At 73.2% G+C, this 21,861-nt stretch carries 20 protein-coding genes; 4 read left to right on the top strand and 16 right to left on the bottom strand.

Going from position 1 to position 21,861, the window contains the following annotated elements; genetic code table 11:
- Nucleotides 1-6: 6 nt before the first annotated feature.
- The 14 genes from AC07C1_RS34195 to AC07C1_RS34260 all read right to left on the bottom strand — a co-directional run bounded on the left by AC07C1_RS34195 (nucleotide 7) and on the right by AC07C1_RS34260 (nucleotide 14,570).
- Entirely contained in the window at nucleotides 7-1,269 is a 1,263-nt protein-coding gene (locus AC07C1_RS34195) for an acyltransferase family protein (RefSeq protein WP_478945475.1), read from the bottom strand.
- On the bottom strand, nucleotides 1,262-2,275 hold the full coding sequence (locus AC07C1_RS34200; protein ID WP_478945477.1) for an alpha/beta hydrolase: 1,014 nt from the start codon (nucleotides 2,273-2,275) through the stop codon (nucleotides 1,262-1,264). Before AC07C1_RS34200 ends, AC07C1_RS34195 begins: the two co-directional genes overlap by 8 nt.
- Nucleotides 2,276-2,436: 161 nt before the next feature.
- Nucleotides 2,437-3,357, bottom strand: a complete 921-nt coding sequence (locus AC07C1_RS34205; RefSeq protein WP_478945478.1) for an alpha/beta hydrolase — start codon at nucleotides 3,355-3,357, stop codon at nucleotides 2,437-2,439.
- Between the two features lie 400 nt (nucleotides 3,358-3,757).
- Nucleotides 3,758-4,942, bottom strand: a complete 1,185-nt coding sequence (gene kynU, locus AC07C1_RS34210) for a kynureninase (protein WP_478945480.1) — start codon at nucleotides 4,940-4,942, stop codon at nucleotides 3,758-3,760.
- The gene (locus AC07C1_RS34215; RefSeq protein WP_478945482.1) at nucleotides 4,935-5,783 is read right to left on the bottom strand and encodes a tryptophan 2,3-dioxygenase family protein; all 849 of its coding nucleotides are present in this window, start codon (nucleotides 5,781-5,783) and stop codon (nucleotides 4,935-4,937) included. Before AC07C1_RS34215 ends, kynU begins: the two co-directional genes overlap by 8 nt.
- Before the next feature lie 151 nt (nucleotides 5,784-5,934).
- A complete protein-coding gene (locus AC07C1_RS34220; protein ID WP_478945484.1) occupies nucleotides 5,935-6,348 on the bottom strand; it encodes a DUF3151 domain-containing protein in 414 nt (137 codons plus the stop codon).
- Nucleotides 6,345-7,898 (bottom strand): MFS transporter, encoded by a 1,554-nt coding sequence (locus AC07C1_RS34225; protein WP_478945486.1) that lies wholly within the window; start codon nucleotides 7,896-7,898, stop codon nucleotides 6,345-6,347. The genes AC07C1_RS34220 and AC07C1_RS34225 overlap by 4 nt, the downstream gene beginning before the upstream one ends.
- Nucleotides 7,899-7,960: 62 nt before the next feature.
- Entirely contained in the window at nucleotides 7,961-8,983 is a 1,023-nt protein-coding gene (gene fbaA, locus AC07C1_RS34230; protein ID WP_478945488.1) for a class II fructose-bisphosphate aldolase, read from the bottom strand.
- Between the two features lie 142 nt (nucleotides 8,984-9,125).
- Nucleotides 9,126-9,674 carry an orotate phosphoribosyltransferase gene (gene pyrE / locus AC07C1_RS34235; protein WP_478945490.1) on the bottom strand — a complete coding sequence of 183 codons (549 nt, stop codon included), beginning with the start codon at nucleotides 9,672-9,674 and terminating at the stop codon, nucleotides 9,126-9,128.
- 10 nt (nucleotides 9,675-9,684) lie between these two features.
- Nucleotides 9,685-10,473 carry an aldose epimerase family protein gene (locus tag AC07C1_RS34240; protein WP_478945492.1) on the bottom strand — a complete coding sequence of 263 codons (789 nt, stop codon included), beginning with the start codon at nucleotides 10,471-10,473 and terminating at the stop codon, nucleotides 9,685-9,687.
- Between the two features lie 121 nt (nucleotides 10,474-10,594).
- On the bottom strand, nucleotides 10,595-11,446 hold the full coding sequence (locus AC07C1_RS34245) for an SRPBCC family protein (RefSeq protein WP_478945494.1): 852 nt from the start codon (nucleotides 11,444-11,446) through the stop codon (nucleotides 10,595-10,597).
- A 115-nt stretch (nucleotides 11,447-11,561) separates the two neighbouring features.
- The gene (locus AC07C1_RS34250) at nucleotides 11,562-13,199 is read right to left on the bottom strand and encodes a polyamine aminopropyltransferase (protein WP_478945496.1); all 1,638 of its coding nucleotides are present in this window, start codon (nucleotides 13,197-13,199) and stop codon (nucleotides 11,562-11,564) included.
- Nucleotides 13,200-13,234: 35 nt separating this feature from the next.
- Nucleotides 13,235-13,852, bottom strand: coding sequence for a DUF2617 family protein (locus tag AC07C1_RS34255; protein ID WP_478945498.1), 618 nt, complete (start codon nucleotides 13,850-13,852; stop codon nucleotides 13,235-13,237).
- Between the two features lie 367 nt (nucleotides 13,853-14,219).
- On the bottom strand, nucleotides 14,220-14,570 hold the full coding sequence (locus tag AC07C1_RS34260) for a hypothetical protein (protein ID WP_478945500.1): 351 nt from the start codon (nucleotides 14,568-14,570) through the stop codon (nucleotides 14,220-14,222).
- A gap of 141 nt (nucleotides 14,571-14,711) precedes the next feature.
- On the opposite strand from AC07C1_RS34260, the gene AC07C1_RS34265 reads away from it, so the two are divergent.
- Together AC07C1_RS34265 and AC07C1_RS34270 are read left to right on the top strand one after the other, a co-directional pair.
- On the top strand, nucleotides 14,712-15,914 hold the full coding sequence (locus AC07C1_RS34265; RefSeq protein WP_478945501.1) for a pyridoxal phosphate-dependent aminotransferase: 1,203 nt from the start codon (nucleotides 14,712-14,714) through the stop codon (nucleotides 15,912-15,914).
- A 91-nt stretch (nucleotides 15,915-16,005) separates the two neighbouring features.
- Nucleotides 16,006-17,196: a hypothetical protein gene (locus AC07C1_RS34270; RefSeq protein ID WP_478945503.1), complete on the top strand. Its 1,191-nt coding sequence runs from the start codon at nucleotides 16,006-16,008 to the stop codon at nucleotides 17,194-17,196.
- A 28-nt stretch (nucleotides 17,197-17,224) separates the two neighbouring features.
- On the opposite strand, the gene AC07C1_RS34275 is transcribed toward AC07C1_RS34270, so the two are convergent.
- Entirely contained in the window at nucleotides 17,225-17,755 is a 531-nt protein-coding gene (locus AC07C1_RS34275; protein ID WP_478945505.1) for a type III secretion system chaperone family protein, read from the bottom strand.
- Between the two features lie 139 nt (nucleotides 17,756-17,894).
- Here AC07C1_RS34275 and AC07C1_RS34280 point away from each other — a divergent pair, with 139 nt between their 5' ends.
- Nucleotides 17,895-18,365, top strand: a complete 471-nt coding sequence (locus AC07C1_RS34280; protein WP_478945507.1) for a hypothetical protein — start codon at nucleotides 17,895-17,897, stop codon at nucleotides 18,363-18,365.
- A 210-nt stretch (nucleotides 18,366-18,575) separates the two neighbouring features.
- Here AC07C1_RS34280 and clpB read toward each other — a convergent pair whose 3' ends face one another.
- Nucleotides 18,576-21,173: an ATP-dependent chaperone ClpB gene (clpB, locus tag AC07C1_RS34285; protein WP_478945509.1), complete on the bottom strand. Its 2,598-nt coding sequence runs from the start codon at nucleotides 21,171-21,173 to the stop codon at nucleotides 18,576-18,578.
- A 138-nt stretch (nucleotides 21,174-21,311) separates the two neighbouring features.
- On the opposite strand from clpB, the gene AC07C1_RS34290 reads away from it, so the two are divergent.
- A complete protein-coding gene (locus AC07C1_RS34290; protein WP_478945511.1) occupies nucleotides 21,312-21,725 on the top strand; it encodes a pyridoxamine 5'-phosphate oxidase family protein in 414 nt (137 codons plus the stop codon).
- Nucleotides 21,726-21,861: the final 136 nt, after the last annotated feature.

The following is a 21,861-nucleotide window of genomic DNA, read 5'->3' on the forward strand; positions in this document are numbered from 1 at the left end:
ACCCCTCTAGACACGGCGGACCACCCGCGCAGCCTCCGGGTCCGTGCTCCGGTGCACCCGGACCACCCGTGAGCGCCTCCGCGCGACGGGCGCGCCGGTGCGCGGGGCACGGCGGCGGGCCCCCTGTTCCCGGGACCGGAACGCGGCCCCGCACAGGGCCAGGACCAGGGCGAACACCGGGAGCCAGCCGAGCCGGGCCGCCACCCAGCCCGGGCCGTCGGGGAGCGTGTGCAGGCCGGGGAGCCGGCCGGCCAGGAGGGCGGTGGCCGTGGTGGCCATCAGGGCCGTCTGGTGCCACAGGAAGATCGTCATCGCGGAGAGGTTGACCAGGGCCACGGCCGCCCAGGCGAGCGGGCGGCCCATCGCCCGGCGCAGCCGGTCGCGCAGGAGGAGGGCCAGGCCGCACTGGGCCAGGCCGAAGGTCACGGCCGCCAGGGTCGGCGGGTTGAGGTTGGAGACCGCGGCGCCCGGGACACCGACCATGGACGCGGGGTAGCCCGCTGCCGTCACGAGGGCGACCGTGGCCGTCGCCCCGCCGAGCAGCAGTACCCAGGCCGCGCGGCGGGATTCCAGCTCGCCACGGGTCCAGGCGGCGCCCAGGGTGTACGGGACCAGCCAGCCCGCCGCCAGGTTCACCCAGCCCAGCCAGGAGGGGCCGAGGTGCAGGCCGAAGCGGAGGACGTCCACGTGCAGGACGACGGCCAGGGGCCAGAGGGGGTTGAGGCGGGCGACGAGGGGGGTGGCCGCCGTCAGCGCGGCGAAGACCAGGAGGAACCACAGGGGCGACAGGGCGAGTTTGACGAGCGTGTGGAGCGTGCCGAGGGGGGTGCCGGTCAGCAGCAGGGCCGTCGCCGCCACCGTCCACAGGGCGAGGAGGGCGGCGGCCGGCCGGAGCAGGCGGGTCAGCCGGCCGCGCAGCCATGCGCGGTACGGCACGCCCCGGGCGCGGGCCGAGGCGTGGCTCCGGGTCGCCACATGGCCTCCGACGAGGAAGAACACGGACAGGGTCTGGAAGACCCAGGAGATCGGGGCCAGCCACGGCATGTGCTGCAACGGGCTCGCCGTGTGCAGCGCGCCGTCCTCCGCGACCAGGGCGGTGACCAGCCAGTGGCCGAGGACGACACCGAGGATCGCGAAGGCGCGCAGGGCGTCGACCGCGCGGTCCCGGGACGCGGGTGTGGCGCTGTCCACGCGGTGGACGGCCGTTCGTATCGCGTGCGGCGCGCGGCGCGGGACGTCATGGCAGGGTCCGGGGGCCGGGTCAGGCACGGGTCACCTCCGAGGTTTCGCCGAGGGTGATCCGGGCCAGGTTGGCGAGGGAGGCCGAGCCCGGGGTGAAGTAACCGCTGTGGTCGGCGTCGGCGGCGTCGAAGACCCGGGCGCCGAAGGCGCGGGAGACCGGGTCGGTGCCGAAGCCGACGGTGGTGACCAGGAGGTCGGCGCGGATGTGCGGTACGTGGGCCACCCAGTCGTCGCCGCCTCGGGCCGCCCAGACGCGGGCGGACGTGTGCAGGCCGGCGACGGTGTCGGCGCCTGTGCCGGGGCAGCCGACGAGGGCGATGTCGTCGACGTCCAGCCCGGCGGCGCTGCGGCCGCAGACGACCGAGCCGTAGGAGTGGCAGAGGAGGGAGAGGCGTGCCCGGGCGGGGGTGAGGGCGTGCAACTGCCGGACGAGGGCGCGCAGCCGGGGGGCGGCGCGGTCGGCGCGGGCCGGGGTCGCCACCGTGGTGCTGACCGTGCCCGGGGTGCGGTAGCCGAGCCAGGCGACCACGGCCACGCGGGTACCGGTGGGGGCGCGGTGCGTGAGGTCTTCGTACAGGGCGGCCGCCGCCCGGTGGAAGCGGGCGTAGGTGTCGATGGAGGTGTCGGAGCCGGGAACGAGAACCGCCACGTGATCGGCGTGGGGCAGGTCACCGAGGACCTCCGTGGCCAGGCCGGGGCCTCGGCCGTCGAAGGAGAGGAGGTGGCGGGAGGGGGCGGCCAGGGAGCGGTCCGCGGCGGCACGGTGTCCGTCACCGTGGGCGGCGGCCATGCGGGCCGCCTCGGTGGCGTTGGCCCGGTTCGCCTCGTACGCGGTGTGCAGGGTCGCCGGGCCGAGCGGGGCGAGGGTGGCGGGGGGCGGGGCGGGGATCCCGGGGCGGGCCGCGCCGGAGAGGGGAACGACGATGGCGGCCGTGACGAGAGCCGCGAGGAGGGCTCGGCGCCAGGTGCGGTGCGCCGGCGGGCGCGCCGTCGCCGGCTGCGGGTCGGTGGCAGTGGGCGGCGCATGCCCCATGGTCGGCTTCCCTTCGGATCGCCCGGCCATCGGGCTTGTCCGACAAGGAAGTTAGGGGTGGGGAGCGGTCGACGGCGTCCCGCCAGGGAGCTGTCCTGCGCGGTAGCTCTCAGGTACTACGGGTATGACCGGGTCCCGGGCTCGGGGTCGGGCCCGGGTCGTCACCAGGCCAGTTGGGCGATCTCCTCCGCGACCACCGCGCAGGCGTCCGCCGCCGGGTCGATCAGCGGGAAGTGGCCCACGTCCTCCAGCAGGGTCAGGCCCACCGTCTCCCCCGCCTTCGCCGCGGCGTCCGTGTACGACTCGGCCACCACCTGGGGTACGACCAGGTCGGTACGGCCCTGGACCAGCGTCGTAGCGATGCCCGTCGGGAGGAGCAGCACGGGATCGGCGTACGGCTGCCGCGCGGCGAACGTGGCGTCTCCGCCGAGGAGTTGCAGCGCCGCGTTGTCGCAGACGGCCAGCTTCTCCGCCAGCGCGAAGTCCGCGAGGGGGGCGAGTGCGACCACGCCGCGCAGCGGGGCCGGGCGGTCCAGGCGCCAGGGGGCGTCGGCGGGCAGGACGTGCCGGGCCGCCGCCCACAGGGCGAGGTGGCCGCCCGCCGAGTGGCCGGTGATGACCGTGCGGTGGGGGTCGGCCCGCGGAAGCGCCGCGCGGACCAGGGCGGGAAGGGCGTCCAGGGCGGCGGCCACGTCGTCGAAGGTGTCGGGCCAGCGGCCGGCCAGGGGGGCCTGGGCTCCGGGGCCGGTGTCGGATCCGGTGTTCTGGGCGGGGATCTGGGGGGCGGGGATCCGGGGCTCGCCGCCGCGTCTGTACTCGACGTTGGCCACGGCGAAGCCCCGGCGGGCCAGGTGGTCCGCGAAGGGGGTGATGTGGCGGCGGTCGTAGCGGGCGCGCCAGGCTCCGCCGTGCAGGACGACGACCAGGGGGGCGACGGGGCTGTCGATGCGGGGGGCGTAGAAGTCGATCACCTGGTCGGGGTGGTCGCCGTAGGCGGCGGTGACGTCGGGGTCGACCGGGGGATGCGAGAAGGCCGACTCCTCCTCGGCGGCGGCGCGGGCTGCTGCGGCGTCGTCCGGCATGCTCCAACCTCTCGGCGAGGAAACGGGTTCGGCGATGTGGCGGACCAGGTGGGGATTGTTCGCCGGCCGTCGGCGGGGACGCTATCAGGCCGGTGACGTGCGCGGACATGGGGATGTGACGGAGGGTGAGGGATCAACGGTTCGGTGCGGGGTGGTACCCGGCCGGGGGCGTCGGGTGTGGTGCCGGAAGGTGCGCGGCGCGGGGGCATGATGATGCGGGCGCCCGGGTCGGGGCCGGCGCCGCTCCGGCGAGGGGCGACCGGTCTCACGCGGCCGGGCGCCGGCGGCCGGGGGCGGGGCCGCCTGCCCGCGCACCTTTCCGCAGGGACGGGAGCAACCCCGAGCGGCACGCCCGCCCGAGGCCGGGTTCCCGCGCCCGCCCCGCCCCCTCGGCCGTCCCCTACGCCAGCACCTCCCCCAGGACCCGGGCCGCTCGCTCCACATCGGCGAAGCTCACGTACAGCGGGGTGAAGCCGAAGCGGAGGACGTCGGGGTGGCGGAAGTCGCCCACCACGCCTCGCTCGATCAGGCGCTTCATCACCTCTCCCGCGTCGCGGCACCGCAGGGCGATCTGGCTGCCTCGGTGCTCGTGGGGTTCCGGGGTCACCGACTCCACCCGGCCGGGCTCCGTGTACGCCGACACGCAGCGCAGGAAGAAGTCCGTGAGGGCGAGGGACTTGGTGCGGACGGCGGTGACGGAGACGCCGTCCCAGACCTCCAGGGCAGCCTCCAGGGCCAGCATGGAGAGGATGTCCGGCGTGCCGACGCGGCCACGCAGGGCGCCGGCTGCCGGGGCGTAGGACGGGTTCATGCCGAAGGGCTCGGCGTGCGAGTTCCAGCCGGGCAGGGGGGAGTCGAAACGGTCCTGCAGCTCCCCGCGCACGTACAGGTACGCCGGTGAACCGGGGCCCCCGTTCAGGTACTTGTAGGTGCAGCCGACCGCCAGGTCGACCCCGTGCTCGTCGAGTCCCACCGGCAGCGCGCCCGCGCTGTGGCACAGGTCCCAGACCGCGAAGGCGCCGGAGGCGTGGATCGCGGCCGTCAGCGACGGCAGGTCGTGCAGGCGGCCGGTGCGGTAGTCCACGTGGTTCAGCAGGACCGCCGCCGTGCGGCCGGACAGCGCCGACGGGACCTCCGACGGAGTCACCGCGCGCAGCGTGCGGCCGGTCAGCCGGGCCGCCGACTCGGCGATGTAACCGTCCGTGGGGAACGTCGTGGCGTCGACCAGCAGTTCGTCGCGGTCCGCGTCCGCCATGCGGATCGCTGCCACAAGTGCCTTGAAGACGTTGACACTTGTGGAGTCACCGACCACGATCTGGCCCGGTGCCGCGCCGACCAGCGGGGCGATCCGGTCACCGATCCGCTCGGGCGCGGTCCACCAGCCGCTCTCCTCCCAGGAGCGGATGCGCAGTTCACCCCACTGGCGCCGGACCACGTCCGCCACCCGGTCGGGGACGACGGCCGGCAACGCGCCCAGCGAGTTTCCGTCCAGGTAGATCACGTCGTCGAGGACGAAGCGGGAACGGAGCGGTGCCAGTTCGTCCGCCGCGTCCGCCTTCTCCGCGAACAGCGCCGGCTCAGACATGGGACCTCGCCGTCCACAGCTCCGGGAACACGTTCTTGCGGGCGCGTTTCTCCAGCCAGGCCACACCGGCGGAGCCGCCCGTGCCGGCCTTGGCGCCCATTGCGCGGCGGGTGGCGACCAGGTGGTCGTTGCGCCAGCGCCACACCAGTTCCGCCACATCGCTGAGCGCCTCGCCGAGGCGGGTGAGTTCGGCGTTCTGGTCGCCGGAGTAGATCTCCGCCCAGACCGACTCGACGGCGTCCGAGTGTTCGTAGCGCCGGGCCACGTCCCGTTGCAGGACGGACTCGGGGATCGCGTGGCCGCGGCGGGCCAGCAGCCGCAGCACCTCGTCGTACAGGCTCGGCTCGTGCAGCGCCTTCTCCAGTTCCGCGTGGGCGCGCGGGGCGCCGCGGTGCGGTACGAGCATGGACGCGGACTTCTCGCCGAGCAGGAACTCCAGGCGCCGGTACATCGCCGACTGGAAGCCGGAGCCCTCGCCCAGCGCACTCCGATAGGAGTTGAACTGCGCCGGGGTCAGCTGGCCGAGCGGCTTCCAGGAGGCGTTCAGCGCCTCCAGCTCCCGTACGGAGCGCTTCAGCGCGGCGACCGCCGTCGGGACGTCGTCCGAGCGGAGCGCCTGCGCGGCCGTCTCCCACTCGTGCACGATCACCGTGAACCACAGCTCCATGACCTGGGTGGTGACCAGGAAGACCATCTCTCCGGGGTCCTCGGAGAGGGTCTGCTGGAGGTGGGTGAGCACGTCCGCCTTGACGTAGTCCTCGTACGGCGTCGTACCCGCGAAATCGAGATGCGGGGTCTCGGGCTCAGCGGCCTCGGAAGGGAGGTGAGCCTGGTGGGACATCGCTGTCTCCTGTTGTTGCTCCGGGTAGCGGTCCGCCCCTGCCGATGCCGGCACGGGGGCCCCGGTCCCCAACCGAATCCTCCGCAATCCCCCCGGATACGGCAAGGCCCGCCTGCTGCCAGACGGGCCACACCGGTGCCTCCCGCAGGGGTCAGCCCAGGGTCTGGGCCGCCGCCGGGGAGGAGTCCTTGAGGAACTGCGAGCAGCGCTCGTACTCCTCCTGCTCGCCGATGGCCCCGGCGGCGCGGGCGAGGGCGTGCAGGGCGCGCAGGAAGCCGCGGTTCGGCTCGTGCTCCCACGGCACCGGGCCGTGGCCCTTCCACCCGTTGCGGCGCAGCGCGTCCAGTCCGCGGTGGTAGCCCGTACGGGCGTAGGCGTACGACTCCACGACCGCGCCCCGCTCGAACGCGTCATCGGCCAGCTGGGCCCAGGCGAGGGAGGAGGTGGGGTACTTGGCGGCGACGTCCGCCGGCGCGGTGCCCTGGGCGAGCAGCTCCCGGGGCTCCGGGTCGTCGGGCAGGTGGGTCGGGGGCGGGCCGCCGAGAAGGTTCTCGTGAATCGTCATGGGTTCAGTCTGTCACTGGGGGATGCGACCGGCCCGCGTCCCTCCAGGGGTGGGGCGGTCACCGAGCCGTGTGTCCGGCATTCCGGGCGGCGGCAGCCCGGGACGGGACGCCGTACGAGGGCGAAGGCCAGGGCGGCACCGACGACCAGGACGCCCGCGCAGATCGGCATGGCCCGGTCGAAGGACCGGTCGAAGGCGGCCGCGGAGCGGTACGCCTCCGGGCCCATGCCCGCCAGCAGCGGGAGCGCCGCCACCGCCACCAGGCCCGCCGCCCGGGCCGCCGCGTTGTTGACGCCGCTGGCCAGGCCCGCCCGGGCGGTGTCCACGGAGGCGAGGACCGTGGCCGTCAGCGGGGCGACCAGGGTGACCATGCCGGTGCCCATCACCAGCAGCGCGGGCAGGACGTCCGTCAGGTAGTCCGCGTCCGGGCCGACCCGGAGCATCAGCAGCATCGCCGCCGCGCAGAGCAGGGGGCCGACGGTGAGCGGCAGCCGGGGGCCCGTGCGGTCGGCCAGCGCGCCCGAGCGGGCCGAGAAGAGCAGCATCAGGGCGGTGGTGGGGAGCAGGGCCGTACCGGCGGCGAGCGGCGAGTAGCCCGCCACCACCTGGAGCTGGAGCGCGGTGAGGAAGAAGAAGCCGCCGAAGGCCGCGTACACACACAGCGTGACCAGGTTGACCGCCGTGAACTGGCGCGAGGCGAAGATGTCCGGCGGGAGCATCGGGTCGGGGCGGTGCCTCTCGACGTGGAGGAAGGCCAGTGCGGCCGCGAGCCCCGCCACTCCGGTCAGGGCCACCGCCGGGGAGCCGGACCCGGCCTCGGTGAGCGCGTAGGTCAGCAGGGCGAGGGCCAGGGCGCCCAGGGCCGCGCCGAGGACGTCGAAGTGGCCCGGGGACCGTTCGTGCCCGCTCTCGGCTCCGGTCCCGGTCCGGGCTTCGCCCGAGCGGGCGGAATCCCCCGCGCGGGAGGTGCCGGCGTCGGATTCCGGTACGTGCCGGACCGCGACCGGGACGCACAGCAGGGCCAGCGGGATGTTCAGCAGGAACACCCAGCGCCAGCCGGGGCCGGTGACCAGCCAGCCGCCCAGGAAGGGGCCGACCGCCGCGCCGATCCCGCCGAAGCCGGACCACAGGCCGACGGCCCGGCTCCGGTCGTCGGGGTGGAAGGAGGCCTGGATGAGCGCGAGGGAGCCGGGGGTCAGCAGCGCCCCGCCGATGCCCTGGAGGGCGCGGGCGGCGATGAGGACGCCGGAGGTCGGGGCCAGGCCGCACAGCAGCGAGGCGGCCGCGAACCACACCACCCCGACCACGAAGATCTTCCGGCGGCCGTAGTGGTCCCCGAGCGAACCGCCCAGCAGGATCAGGCCGGCCAGCGTGACCAGGTACGCGTTGACCGTCCACTGCAGCGCGGCCAGGCTCGCGTCCAGGTCGCGGCCGATGCGCGGGAGCGCCACGTTGACGACGGTGGAGTCCAGCATGGCCATGCTGGATCCGAGAACCGTGGTCAGCACGATCCACTTGCCCTGGGGCGAGGCCAGCCGAACGTCGGGCATGCTCCCAGGTATACAGCGGGCCCGGCGCCGTAGACAGCCGCCGGGCCCACCGCGGGTACCGCTTACTTGATCTTGTTGCCCGCCGAGCGCAGGTGCCGCGTGGCCTCGACGACACGGGCGGCCATGCCCGCCTCGGCCAGCTTGCCCCAGGTGCGCGGGTCGTAGGTCTTCTTGTCCCCGACCTCGCCGTCGACCTTCAGGACGCCGTCGTAGTTCTTGAACATGTGGTCGGCGACCGGACGGGTGAAGGCGTACTGGGTGTCCGTGTCGATGTTCATTTTCACGACGCCGTTCTCCAGCGCGGTCAGGATCTCCTGCTCGGTGGAGCCGGAGCCGCCGTGGAAGACGAAGTCGAACGGCGACTGCTTGCCGAACCTGGCGGCGACGCCGTCGTTCAGCTCCTTCAGCAGCTCGGGGCGGAGCACCACGTTGCCCGGCTTGTAGACGCCGTGCACGTTGCCGAAGGAGGCGGCCAGCAGGTAGCGGCCCTTCTCGCCCAGGCCGAGGGCCTCGGCGGTACGGATCGCGTCCTCGACGGTGGTGTAGAGGGAGTCGTTGATCTCGTGCGAGACGCCGTCCTCCTCGCCACCGGTCGGGGTGATCTCCACCTCGAGGATGATGTTGGCCCGGCGCGCCTGTTCCAGCAGCTCCTCGGCGATGGCCAGGTTGTCGGCGAGGGTCTCGGCGGAGCCGTCCCACATGTGCGACTGGAACAGCGGGGTGAGACCGGCCTCGACACGCTTCTGCGAGAGCGCGAGCAGCGGACGCACGTACCCGTCGAGCTTGTCCTTCGGGCAGTGGTCGGTGTGCAGCGCGATGTTGACCGGGTACTTCTCGGCGATGATGTGCGCGTACTCGGCGAGCGCGACCGCGCCGGTCACCATGTCCTTGCTGTACTGGCCGCCGAGGAACTCGGCGCCGCCGGTCGAGATCTGGACGATGCCGTCGCTCTCCGCCTCCGCGAAGCCGCGCAGGGCCGCGTTCAGGGTCTGGCTCGAGGTGACGTTGATGGCCGGGTAGGCGAACTTGCCTGCCTTCGCCCGGTCGAGCATCTCGTTGTAGACCTCGGGGGTTGCGATGGGCATCTGTCCGCTCCTTGAGTTGCGGGTTGGCTTGCTGCGTTACGGCCCTGACCTAGACCTTGGGGGCGACGTCATCGTCGTCCCCATCTTTCCAGACATGAACCGATGGTCCATGCGCCGGTCAAGTCCAGGTCAATCCGAGTCGTCAGTCCAGACCCAGTTCATCCTTCGAGAAGGCGAACCGGTACGCAACGCCCGCGCCGGCCTCGATCTTCTCGGCGGCACCGGTCGCCCGGTCCACGATGGTCGCCACGGCGACGACCTCGGCGCCCGCCTCGCGCACGGCCTCCACCGCGGTCAGCGGGGAGCCGCCGGTGGTGGAGGTGTCCTCGACGACGAGCACCCGCCGGCCGGCGATCTCCGGCCCCTCCACGCGTCGCTGCAGCCCGTGCGCCTTCGCCGCCTTGCGCACGACGAACGCGTCCAGCTTCCGCCCGCGCGCGGCGGCGGCGTGCAGCATGGCGGCCGCGACCGGGTCGGCGCCCATGGTGAGCCCGCCCACCGCGTCGAACTCCAGGTCCGCGGTCAGGTCCAGGAGCACCTGGCCGACCAGCGGGGCGGCCTCGCCGTCGAGGGTGATGCGGCGCAGGTCGACGTAGTAGTCGGCCTCCAGACCGGAGGAGAGGGTCACCTTGCCGTGCACCACGGCCTTGTCCTTGATCTGCTGCAGCAGCGCGCCGCGTACATCCGTCATGGCGACCAGCTTAGAGCCGCCGCCAGCTCCAGGTGGTCGTGGCCTCCAGCGGCTCCAGCGGCGTGACCAGGCGCGGCTGGGTGTTCAGGCCGTTGGGCGGCCCGGTCTGCGGCTCCACGCAGACCGCCTCGGCCTGTTCGTCGTAGACGACCACCCACTCCTCGCGGCCGGTCACCTTCAGCTCCAGCCGTCCGGGCCAGGTGAGGGTGACGTCGACGCCGCCCGGCATGCCGAAACAGTCGTCCCAGGGGCCGGGCTTCGGGTCGACGCGGTTGCCGGTGGGGAGGTGGTCGGCGCCGCGCTCCTCCTGCCAGGCGGGCTCGAAGTCCAGCTGGACGTCCTCGCCGCCGAGGTTCCGGTTGAACCACGGGTGCCAGCCGATCTGCGCCGGGAAGGAGTCGTCGTACGTCTCCACGGACATCGACAGCGTCAGGCTGTCCTCGGCGAGCGTGACGATCTGGGTGACGCGGCCGGTATGCGGCCAGGGGTCGGCCAGCTCGTGCGTGATCACCGCCTCGTTCTCCGAGACGCGCGCGGTGCGCCAGGCACCGTCGCGGGCGGTGCCGTGGATGGCGTGGGGCGGGGCGTTGAGCGGCATCTGGCGGACGGTGGCGCCGTCCAGGAAGCGGCCGTCCCGGATCCGGCCGCACCAGGGCACCATCGGGAAGCAACCGAAGCGCTCGCCCTGTCGCAGCAGCTCCACGCCGCCGATCCGCAGCCCACCGATACGGCCGCCGTCGCCCGGCCGCACGCTCACCTCCGCGTCGCCCGCGGTCAGCGTGATGTCTTCGTTGCTCACGCCACGACCCTACTGGGGCGATCAAGAGGGCGTTGCCCCTACGCGGGGTGCGGACGGGGTGTCCCGGACTTCCCTGTGGCGGCCGTTCGGCTACGGCCCGTACGCGGGTCCTCCGGGATGCCTAGCGGCGTCGGCGCAGGGCGCGGGTGACGACGATGGCCGAGGCGAGCGCCAGGGCCGCGGCGGGGGCCGCCCAGCGCAGGGCCGGGTTCGCGCCGAGCGTCTGGGGGGCCGGCACGGGGGCGTAGCGGCCGCGCGGCGGGGCGTGGTCGACCTCCTCGGCGCTGCGGCCGATCATCGTCCGGCGCGCGTGCGCGGCCTCGGCGGGCGGTTCACCGGTGTCGGCGAAGTCCTCGGGAGGACGGTCGGCCGCGTCACCGCCGTCCTCGGCGTCCTCGTCATCGGCCTCGGCGTCCAGGGCGGGCGGGGGCACCTCGGTGTCGAAGACGGAGGCGTGCCGGTCGGCCCGGGACCGCGGCTCCCGCGGCTCGCCGGTCGTCCTCGGCTCCCCCGAAGCGGAGCCGTCCGCGGCGTCCTTCGGAGCCGGTGGCTCATCCATGTCCGCCAGGCCCGCCACGAAACGGTTCAGCAGCCTTGCCGCCGCCGAGACCACCGCCTCCGTCGGGAATTCGGTGATCCGGCCGTCCGCGTCCGCCGTGCCCTCGACGGTGACGGTGGAACCGCCGTCGGTGTCGGCGAGGCGCAGGGTCAGGGCGAGGGTGACCGAGCCGGTACCGCGCGTCTCCGTGGCGTCACCCTCGACGGCGTACGTACCGTCCTCGCGGGCCACCACCCGTACCGCTCCCCGGTAGGTGACGGAGTGTCCGCCGACGCGGACCTTCAGCCGCCCGGCGACGGGTTCGGCACCGGCGTCCTGCTGCAGGCCGGGCACCGCCCGGGCGACGCGAGCGGGGTCGGCCAGTGCCGCTCTGAGCCGCTCGGCGGGAACCGGGACGAAGACCTGGTGCTCCATGTCGGTCGAGCCTACCCAGTCGGGACCGGAACTCACCCTCACGTGCCGGGGGCTCCGCCCCGCGGTTCGCCCGCCCACCCGACTCGGCCGGCCGGGAAGGGAACGCGGCAACCGCTCAGTACCGTGGATGCACCAGCGTCGACGCCCGCAGCCCCCCGATCCGCGTCCGCTGCGCCGCCTCGCCGTATTCCGTCAGCTCGGTGCGTGTCAGGGTGCGCAGGCGTCCGGGGCCCAGGCGCAGCGGCGGTGGGGTGCGGCCCGGGGTCGCCAGCAGGAAGCCCCAGTCGTGCGGGGCCCGGGACGTGCCCGGGGAGCGGTCGGGGCCCGCCGCGAAGCCGGAGCCGTGGCCCAGGACCCGGTAGGGGGCGGTGGCGAAGCCGGCCGCCCGGAGGGTCGCGGCGACCGTCCAGAAGACGCGGGGGCGGGTGGTGACGGGCCCGGCGTGCACCACCAGGCGGCCGTGCGGGCTCAGGACGCGCCGGGCGAGGCCGTAGAACTCCTGCGAGTACAGCTTGGTGCTGGCGGTGATACCGGGGTCCGGGAGGTCGGCGATCACGACGTCGTACGCCGCCGCGGAGGCGCCGCGCAGCCAGCAGAAGGCGTCCGCCGTCGTGACGTGGAGGCGGGGGTCGGCGTAGGCGTGGCCGTTGGCGGCGGCCAGGCCGGGGTCGTGGCGGGCCAGGCGGAGCAGACCGGGGTCGAGTTCGACGACGTCGACGCGGCGCACCCGGCGGTGGCGCAGCACCTCGCGGGCGGCCAGGCCGTCGCCGCCGCCGAGGATCAGGACGCGCGCGTCGGGGGCGCCGGACAGCGCCGGGTGGACCAGGGCCTCGTGGTAGCGGCGTTCGTCCCGGCCGCCGACGCGGAGGCGGCCGTCGAGGAAGAGGCCGAGGGGCCTGCCGTCGGTGCCGCCGGTCAGGACGACCTCCTGGACGCCGGTCTGCACGGCCACCCGGACGTCCTTGCCGTAGACGGCGTGCCGGGCGGCCCGTTCGAAGTCGCCGGCGAGGGCCGCGGCGGAGGCGAGGACGCCGAGGACGGTGAGGCCGACGAGAAGCAGGGTCCAGCGGGCGCGGCGGGTGAGGTCGCGGCGGAAGAGGCCGAGGACGAGGGCGCCGCCCGCGACGACGTTGACCGTGCCGGTGAGCAGGGCGCCGGTCAGCTGGCCGAGGAAGGGCAGCAGCAGGAAGGGGAAGGCCAGACCGCCGACCAGGGCGCCCACGTAGTCGGCGGCGAACAGGTCGGCGACCGCGCCGCCCGCGTCCTGGCGGCGGATGCGCTGGATCAGCTCCATCAGCAAGGGGACCTCGGCGCCGATGAGCAGGCCGATGGCGAGGGAGAAGGCGACCAGGAGACAGCGCGGGCCCTCGGCCCACACCCCGCCCCAGCCGCCGGTCCAGGCGAACACGGCGTACAACGCCATCGCGCTGCATCCGCCGACCAGCGCGAGCGCCGATTCGACCGCGCCGAAACCGGCGGCCGCGTGCCAGCGCAGCCGTTTGGCGCCGAGGGAGCCGATGCCCATCGCGAACACCATCACGGACAGCACGACGGAGGCCTGGGTGACCGAGTCGCCCATCAAGTACGAGGCGAAGGCGACGAGTTCGAGTTCGTACACCAGTCCGCAGGCCGCGCAGACGAAGACGCACACGAGGACCAGGAACCGCCCGGTGCCGGGCCGGACGGGCAGCCGCGCGGGGCCGGTCCGGGAGGGCGGGGCGCCCGGGGGCGCGGGGGCGTGCTGTTCGATCACTCTGCGACGTTACGTCACAGGCTCAGCACGCTTCGTCACCCACACGTGTGGAACTCGGAGCAGTTGACGCATCCCGGGTTTATGTCGCTCGGGCTCGGCGCGGCGTCCTCGAAAGGCCCGGAGTCGCCCCGGCCCGGCCGCCCCGCCGGCAACCGCGCCCCGACCCGGGTCCGGGTGGCCACCAACTGCCCGTCCTGCGGGTAGGCGTGCCAGGTACGCCAGTACACCTGGTCCTCGTGCCGCTGGGCGAGCATCGCGGTGAACGCGTGCGGACTGCCGGGAAAGACGCCGGCCAGGCCGTGCGGATGGTCGGAGACCAGGGCCAGCAACTCCTGGGCACGGCCCGCGAAGGAGCCGGGTGTGAGCACCTCGACACGGGCGGCGAACTCGTACTCCCAGTCGCCGACGCGCTTGGCGACGCCCAGGGGGAGCGGGGGGCTGGAGCCGGGAATGCAGGCGACCGTCTCCGAACAACTGCCGCGCTCCTCCTCCAGGAGCACCTGGTGGGACGCGCCGAGCAGGCGCAACTGCAGTTTGGCGCCCGTGAGTTCGAGATCCAGGGTGGCCAGGGCGGGCAGCGGCTCGCGTCCCAGGGCCCAGGCCAGGTCGGCAGCGCGGGTATCGGTGTAGGAGGTGTTCAGGGTCGTGAGCATGGATCGGCTCCGCTAACACGCAATGAGGGGGAGATCGGCCACGTCAGCCCAGCCGGCCCGGCCGGGGAGAGGAGTCTGCGGGACGTCCGAGGGGCTGCGTTGGCGATTTAGAGGGAATCATGAACAGTGGCGCCCCCACAGCGTTTTTACCCAACTTCATGGGGTTTCCATCCCTCAGAGGGCTCCACAGTTCAACTGTTCAACTACGGCGGACGCCGGGCACGGGCACAAGAGGGGCGGGCGCCCGCCGGACGCCTTCGTCCGCCGGGCGCCCGTGTGCGGCCGGATACGGTCCCCCCTGTTCCCGGTGAGCCCCTTGGGTCACAGGACCGTTCGCGGGAGGTTCCGGAAGCTCAGCTGCCCCGTGTCAGCTGCCTCCCCCGCATCCGCCCCCGCCACCGCCACCGCACGACGAGCCCCCGCCGCAGGAGGAGCCGCCTCCGCAGGAGTGACCCCCGCAGGAGTGGTGACCGCCGCTGTGCCCCCCGTGGCCGCCGTGTCCCCCCGAGGACGAGCCGGAGTCGGCGCCGCCGCCCCAGGCCCACCAGCTGTTCCCGCTGTCGTACGACGACGAAGACGACGACGTAGACGACGAGCGGCCCGGCCGGCCACGGCCGCCCTTGCCGAGCGACACCTTGGCGTACCGGTTCCGGCGGGCCCGGCCCGCCACCGCGACGACCAGGACCACTGCCACCGCCAGGATGATGCCGAATTCCATGGCGCCACCCTCCTTCCGTTCCCCCGAAGCGGCCCCCCGTGGGCGCCTCGCCTGTTGCCGCGTCTCGCGCGGTGACCGGGGGATGCCCGGCCGCGTCCGTCCGCAAAGCGGAGTTGAGGAACTCCAGAGCTTCGGCGCAGGATGACCGGCATGACCTCCACCGAGCGCCCGCACCTCAACCGCCGCCTCGCCGAGTTCGGGACGACGATCTTCGCCGAGATGTCCGCCCTCGCCGTGACCACCGGGGCGATCAACCTGGGCCAGGGCTTCCCCGACACCGACGGCCCGGAGGAGGTCCGGGAGGCGGCCGTACGGGCGCTGCGCGACGGTCGTGGCAACCAGTACCCGCCGGGCCCCGGTGTCCCCGAGCTGCGCACCGCGATCGCCGAGCACCAGCTGCGCCGCTACGGGCTGTCGTACGACCCCGACACCGAGGTGCTGGTCACGGCGGGCGCGACGGAGGCGATCGCGGCCTCGCTGCTGGCGCTGGTCGAGCCCGGTGACGAGGTCGTGGCGCTGGAGCCGTACTACGACTCCTACGCGGCGAGCATCGCGCTGGCGGGCGGCAAGCGGGTGCCGGTGACGCTGCGGCCGCACGTCGGCGGGGCCGCCGAGGGGGCCCGCTTCCGCCTGGACCTGGACGAGCTGCGGGCGGCGGTCAACGAGCGCACCCGGCTGCTGCTGATCAACACCCCGCACAACCCGACCGGTACGGTCCTCACCCGCGCCGAACTGGCGGCCGTCGCCGAGCTGGCGGTGGAGCGGGATCTGCTGGTGGTGACGGACGAGGTGTACGAGCACCTGGTCTTCGACGGCGCCGAGCATCTGCCGCTGGCCGCGTTCCCCGGGATGCGCGAGCGCACGGTGAGCATCGGCTCGGCCGGCAAGACCTTCTCCTTCACCGGCTGGAAGGTCGGCTGGGTCACCGCCGCGCCGGGGCTGGTCAGCGCGGTCCGGTCGGTGAAGCAGTTCCTGACGTACGTCTCCTCGGGCCCCTTCCAGTACGCGGTCGCCGAGGCCCTCGCCCTGCCCGACTCCTACTTCGAGGACTTCCGCCGGTCCATGCGGGCCCGCCGGGACATCCTGGCGGACGGGCTGACGGCGGCGGGCTTCGAGGTCTTCAGGCCGGCCGGCACCTACTTCGTCACCACCGACATCCGCCCCCTGGGCGAGAAGGACGGCGTCGCCTTCTGCCGCGCCCTGCCGGAGCGCGCGGGCGTGGTCGCCATTCCCAACGCCGTCTTCTACGACGACCGGAAGGCGGGGGCGCCCTTCGTGCGGTTCGCCTTCTGCAAGCGGGAGGAGGTGCTGCGGGAGGCGGCCCAGCGGTTGCGGGCCATGTGAGCGGGTCCTGTACGCGACACAGGTGAACCGGTGACACTCTCGGGCGTCCACTGCTCGCATCGGCGCCCGGGCCCTTGCAAGGTGCGGTGGTGTGACCCACGCCAGCACCGTCCTCGCCCCGACCGTCGTCACATCGGAGCCGGCGCCCAGGGAGCGGTCCCGGCCGTTCCCCGGCCGCGCGAGCGCTCTCGCCGTAGGTCTGTTCCTGGGCGCGCGGCTCGCCGGTGCCGCCGTGGTCGCGCTCGTCGGGCAGACCGCCGGCAAGCACCCCCTCGCCCTGCTCGGCCGGTCCTGGGACTCGGTCTGGTACCTGGGGATCGCCGCGCACGGCTACGGCCGCTCCCTGCACCTGCGCTCGACGACCGTCAGCGACCTGGCGTTCTTCCCGCTGTACCCGGCGCTGGTCCGGGCGGTCACCGCGCTGACGCCGCTCGGCGGGCCCGGCGCCGGGCTGCTGGTGTCGTGGACGGCGGCCGCCGTGGCCGCCGCCGGGATCTACGCCGTCGGCTCCCGGCTGCACGGGCGGTCGGTCGGCATCGCCCTGGTGCTGCTGTGGGGCCTGCTGCCGCACTCGGTGGTGCTGTCGATGGCGTACACCGAGCCGGTGCTGACCGCGTTCGCGGCCTGGTCGCTGTACGCGGTGCTATCCGGTAACTGGCTGTGGGCCGGCTCCCTGGCGGCGTTCGCGGGGCTCGCCCGGCCGAACGGGTTCGCGGTCGCCGCCGCCGTGCTGGCCGCGGCCGGCGGTGAGGTGTGGCGGCGACGCGGCCGGGTCACCCACAGGCTGTGGACGGGCGCGGCGCTCGCCCCGCTGGGCTGGACGGCGTACGTGCTGTGGGTCGGCCGGTGCACCGGGGACCCGCTGGGCGGCTACTTCCAGGTGCAGCGGCGCTGGGGGTCGCGGTTCGACTTCGGGCAGGGCGCGCTGGAACTCGTGCGCCGCACGCTGCTGCACGGCAACCGGTTCGTGTTCCCGATGGCGCTGATCATCGTGGCGGCCGGCGCGCTGCTCTATGCGCTGCTGCTCCTGGACCGCGCCCCGCTGCCGCTCCTCGTGCACAGCGGGGTGCTGCTGCTGGTCACGCTCGGCGGGTCGGGTTACTTCGAGTCCAAGCCACGGTTCCTGCTGCCCGCGTTCCCGCTGCTGCTCCCGCTCGCCCAGGCGGTGGTGCGCACGGCGAGAGCCCGGCCCTGGCACGCGACCGTGGTGGTCGCGGCCCTGGCCGGGCTCAGCTACGGCTACGGCGCGTACCTGGTCGTGTACGGACGCGCGGCTCTGTGACGGGCCGGGAGGCCCGGGGGCCCGGGGGCTACTCCCCGTCGTCCTCGGGCTTCTCCGACTCGTCGACCTCCTGCTCCAGGCCGAGCTGCTCGACGAGCCACTTGTCGAACTCGATCGCGGCCCGCACCCAGCTGACCGTGGAGGAGACGAAGTGGTTGATGTCGACGCCCGTGCCGATCAGCATCTGGGCCTCGCCGATCAGGCGGACGGTGCCGTCGTCGTGGGTGTGGGTGTACACCTTGGGCCACAGCGTGCGGCGGTTCCAGTCGTCGACGGACTCCAGCAGCTGCTGCTTCTCGTCGATCTGGTGCGGGCGGTCGTAGAAGGTCCGCACCGAGAAGACCGCCTGCTCGGCCTCCCCGCGGAACATGAAGTACGTGCGGAACTGCTCCCACGGCGCCGCGAGGTCACCCTCCTCGTCGACGACGTACTTCAGCTCCATCTGGTCGAGAAGCTGCTTCACGAGGTCCTGATCCGGGACGACGGGGCCCGCCGGTCCTTGCGGCTGCGGCTCGGGCTGGCCCCCGAAGTTCGGAATCGAGGACGGGTCGATGCTCACCGTGTTTTTCCCTTCGTACGGATCCTGCCATCCTCCCCCATGCGGGGAGGGGGGTGGCAAGCCCCGACGGGGCCTGTCGGCCGTCGGCTGACATGATCCGTCCGGTCGGGCGGAGGACTGGCGGGCGGCGGGAGTCGGAATGGCGGCACGGGGGCGGACCAGGCGGGGGCTCTTCGCGGTGATCGCGGCGCTTGCGGCACTGGGCCTGGCGTGGCTGGTGGCCGTGGTGGTGAAGTTCGCGACCTCGGACTATCCGCTGGGCGGCGGCCCGGAGCAGGTGTCGTGCGACGAGGCACTGGGCTTCGGCGGGGCGACGCTGCCGGACGGGGCGTACGGCGCCGAGTGCACGGTGCGGGCCTGGCTGGATACCGACTACGAGGCCACTTTCCGGATGCCGCGGGCAGGGGTGCGCGACTGGTTGAGGGGCACCTACCCGAAGGGGCCGGCGCCCGGCACGGAGTTCTGCGCCGAGGGGGCGGACCTCTGCCTGAACCTGAACTCCGACGACAGCCCGCCCCCGGCCGGCGTCGGGGCGAACGCGGTCGTGGTGAACGTGCGCTACGAGGGCGCGGAGACCGCCCGGGTGGAGTTCACGGCGTTCACCGTGTGACGCGGTGGGCGAAGATGCGGGCATGCGCATACCAAGAGCGGTGCGGTGGGTGTTGTGGTCCCTGTGGCTGGGCTGTCTGGTCTTCTCCCTGTGGGCGTTCTGGACGCTCTACGTCCTCATCTGCACGGCGGAGACCTGGTGAGCCGCACGCCCGGACGCGGCGGGCCCGTCGGCCACCGAGGCTGACGGGCCCGTTCGGCGCGGACTCGGCTACAGGGTCTTTCCGGTCGCCGGGCCCACCAGCAGGCCCCCGGCGAAGCGGTCCACCCGGACCGTGTCGCCGTCCTTGATCTCGCCGGAGAGGATCTCCTTGGCGAGGCGGTCGCCGATGGCGCTCTGCACGAGGCGGCGCAGCGGGCGGGCGCCGTAGGCCGGGTCCAGGCCCTCCTCGGCGAGCCAGGCCAGCGCTTCCGGCGTGATCTCCAGGGTGAGCCGGCGCTCGGCGAGCCGCCTGCCCAGGCGGTCGATCTGGAGCTGTGCGATCCGCTCCAGCTCGGGCTTGGTCAGCGCCGAGAAGACCACCAGGTCGTCCAGCCGGTTGAGGAACTCCGGCTTGAAGGAGGTCCGGACGACCTCCAGCACCTGTTCCTTCTTCTCCGCCTCGCTGGTGAGCGGGTCGACCAGGAACTGGCTGCCCAGGTTGGAGGTGAGGACCAGGATGGTGTTGCGGAAGTCGACCGTGCGGCCCTGACCGTCCGTCAGCCGGCCGTCGTCCAGCACCTGGAGCAGGATGTCGAAGACCTCGGGGTGGGCCTTCTCCACCTCGTCCAGCAGGATCACGCTGTACGGGTGGCGGCGGACGGCCTCGGTGAGCTGGCCGCCCTCCTCATAGCCGATGTAGCCGGGAGGCGCGCCGACCAGCCGGGCCACGGTGTGCTTCTCGCCGTACTCCGACATGTCGATGCGGACCATGGCCCGCTCGTCGTCGAAGAGGAAGTCGGCGAGCGCCTTGGCGAGTTCGGTCTTGCCGACGCCGGTCGGGCCGAGGAAGAGGAAGGACCCGGTGGGGCGGTCGGGGTCGGCGATGCCGGCCCGGGAGCGTCGTACGGCGTCGCTGACGGCCCGTACGGCCTCGCTCTGGCCGATGAGCCGCTTGCCGAGTTCGTCCTCCATGCGCAGCAGCTTCTGCGTCTCGCCCTCCATCAGGCGTCCGGCGGGGATACCGGTCCAGGCGGCGACGACGTCAGCGATGTCGTCCGAGCCGACCTCCTCCTTGACCATGGTGTCCTTGGCGACCTCCTCCTCGGCGGCGGAGGCGGCCTCCAGCTCCTTCTCCAGCTGCGGGATCTCGCCGTAGAGCAGCTTGGCCGCGGTGTCGAAGTCGCCGTCACGCTGGGCGCGTTCGGCCTGGCCGCGCAGATCGTCCAGCTTCTCCTTCAACTCACCGACCCGGTTGAGGGACTGCTTCTCCTTCTCCCAGCGGGCGGTCAGGCCCCGCAGCTCCTCCTCCTTGTCGGCGAGGTCGCGGCGCAGCTTCTCCAGGCGCTCACGGGAGGCCGGGTCGGTCTCCTTGGCGATCGCCAGCTCCTCCATCTTCAACCGGTCGACGGAGCGCTGGAGTTCGTCGATCTCCACGGGGGACGAGTCGATCTCCATGCGCAGCCGGGAGGCCGCCTCGTCGACGAGGTCGATGGCCTTGTCCGGCAGGAAGCGGGAGGTGATGTACCGGTCCGAGAGGGTGGCGGCGGCCACCAGCGCGCTGTCGGCGATCTGCACCTTGTGGTGGGCCTCGTACCGGCCCTTCAGACCGCGCAGGATCGCGATGGTGTCCTCGACGCTCGGCTCGGCCACCAGCACCTGCTGGAAGCGGCGCTCCAGGGCGGGGTCCTTCTCGATCCGCTCCCGGTACTCGTCCAGCGTGGTCGCGCCGACCATGCGCAGCTCACCACGGGCGAGCATGGGCTTGAGCATGTTGCCCGCGTCCATGGCCGAATCCCCGCCGGCGCCGGCGCCCACGACGGTGTGCAACTCGTCGATGAAGGTGATGATCTGCCCGTCGGAGTCCTTGATCTCGGCGAGCACGGCCTTCAGCCGCTCCTCGAACTCACCGCGGTACTTGGCGCCGGCCACCATCGCACCCAGGTCCAGCGCCACCAGCCGCTTGTTCTTCAGCGACTCCGGCACGTCCCCCTTCACGATCCGCTGGGCGAGCCCCTCGACCACGGCGGTCTTGCCGACGCCGGGCTCACCGATGAGCACGGGGTTGTTCTTGGTACGGCGGCTCAGCACCTGCACGACCCGCCGGATCTCCTGGTCCCGTCCGATGACGGGGTCCAGCCGGCCCTCGCGGGCGGCGGCGGTGAAGTCGGTGCCGAACTTCTCCAGGGCCTTGTACTGGCCCTCGGGATCGGCGGTGGTCACGCGGCGTCCTCCCCTGGCCTTACGGAAGGCCTCCAGCAGCTTCTTGGCTTCGGCGCCCTGCCCCCTGAGCACGTCACCGGCCGCGCCGCCCTGCGCGGCGATGCCGATCAGCAGATGTTCGGTGGACAGGTACTCGTCACCGAGGTCCTTCGCGCGCTCGCCGGCGTCGGCGATCACGGCCAGCAGCTCACGGTTGGGCTGCGGGGGCGCGACGGTGGAGCCGGTCACGCTGGGCAGCCCGGCCAGGATCCGCTCCGCGCCGGAACGTACGGCCGCCTGGTCGGCGTCGACGGCCGCGAGCAGGTCGGTGATGTTCTCGTTGTCCTGCCCCTGGAGCAGAGCCAGCAGCAGGTGAGCGGCGGTGAGGTCCGGGTGCCCCTCGGTCACGGCCCGGTTGCTGGCCGCGTTGATCGCGTCCCGGCTCCTGTTGGTCAGCTCGGCGTCCACGTATCCGTTCTCCTCCTCGGCGACGTCCCGACGGCCACGTCTCCCGTACCGATCGTCCTGACTTAACCAACGTACACAAAGTTGAGTCTATTCCACTCAAGGCGGCGGGGGCAGCCTTTCCGGGGCTAGGTTTCCGGCATGGCCCCGTACTCCGTAGACCCGGCTTCCCCGGACGAGCCCTACCTCGCCTTCTGGCGGGAGCGGCATCTGTGCACCCTGACGACCCTGCGCCCCGACGGCAGCCCGCACGTCGTGCCGGTCGGCGTGACCTACGACGCGGGGGCCCGGCTGGCCCGGGTGATCACGAACGGCTCGAGCGCCAAGGTGACGCACGTGCTGGCCGCCGGTGCCGAGGGCGCGCGCGTGGCGGTGTGCCAGGTGGACGGCCGGCGCTGGGCGACGCTGGAGGGCCGTGCGTATGTGCGGACCGACCGGGAGCGGGTGGCGGAGGCGGAGCGGCGGTACGCCGAGCGCTACCAGCGGGTGCCGTCGCCGAATCCGTCACGTGTGGTGATCGAGATCGAGGTGGAGCGGGCGCTGGGGCGCGGGTGACCGGTACAGGTGCCGGACGGCGGGTTTCAGCCACCGTCGAAGCACGCCCGTAACGTGAAATATCCCCCCAGAACTACAGCGGCGTCACCGTGTTCAGGTCACGGTGACGCCGCTGCGGGGGGAAGTGCCTGAGCGA

Source organism: Streptomyces sp. NPDC045022 (assembly GCF_056432605.1).

What these genes read in the sequence shown, in the direction of transcription:
- AC07C1_RS34245 (WP_478945494.1), bottom strand. Translation starts at nt 11,446, where the DNA reads ATGGAGCACCAGGTCTTCGTCCCGGTTCCCGCCGAGCGGCTCAGAGCG.
- AC07C1_RS34255 (WP_478945498.1), bottom strand. Translation starts at nt 13,852, where the DNA reads ATGCTCACGACCCTGAACACCTCCTACACCGATACCCGCGCTGCCGAC.
- AC07C1_RS34260 (WP_478945500.1), bottom strand. Translation starts at nt 14,570, where the DNA reads ATGGAATTCGGCATCATCCTGGCGGTGGCAGTGGTCCTGGTCGTCGCG.
- AC07C1_RS34215 (WP_478945482.1), bottom strand. Translation starts at nt 5,783, where the DNA reads ATGTCCCACCAGGCTCACCTCCCTTCCGAGGCCGCTGAGCCCGAGACC.
- AC07C1_RS34290 (WP_478945511.1), top strand. Translation starts at nt 21,312, where the DNA reads ATGGCCCCGTACTCCGTAGACCCGGCTTCCCCGGACGAGCCCTACCTC.
- AC07C1_RS34265 (WP_478945501.1), top strand. Translation starts at nt 14,712, where the DNA reads ATGACCGGCATGACCTCCACCGAGCGCCCGCACCTCAACCGCCGCCTC.
- AC07C1_RS34220 (WP_478945484.1), bottom strand. Translation starts at nt 6,348, where the DNA reads ATGACGATTCACGAGAACCTTCTCGGCGGCCCGCCCCCGACCCACCTG.
- AC07C1_RS34280 (WP_478945507.1), top strand. Translation starts at nt 17,895, where the DNA reads ATGGCGGCACGGGGGCGGACCAGGCGGGGGCTCTTCGCGGTGATCGCG.
- AC07C1_RS34205 (WP_478945478.1), bottom strand. Translation starts at nt 3,357, where the DNA reads ATGCCGGACGACGCCGCAGCAGCCCGCGCCGCCGCCGAGGAGGAGTCG.
- fbaA (WP_478945488.1), bottom strand. Translation starts at nt 8,983, where the DNA reads ATGCCCATCGCAACCCCCGAGGTCTACAACGAGATGCTCGACCGGGCG.
- AC07C1_RS34225 (WP_478945486.1), bottom strand. Translation starts at nt 7,898, where the DNA reads ATGCCCGACGTTCGGCTGGCCTCGCCCCAGGGCAAGTGGATCGTGCTG.
- AC07C1_RS34200 (WP_478945477.1), bottom strand. Translation starts at nt 2,275, where the DNA reads ATGGGGCATGCGCCGCCCACTGCCACCGACCCGCAGCCGGCGACGGCG.
- kynU (WP_478945480.1), bottom strand. Translation starts at nt 4,942, where the DNA reads ATGTCTGAGCCGGCGCTGTTCGCGGAGAAGGCGGACGCGGCGGACGAA.
- pyrE (WP_478945490.1), bottom strand. Translation starts at nt 9,674, where the DNA reads ATGACGGATGTACGCGGCGCGCTGCTGCAGCAGATCAAGGACAAGGCC.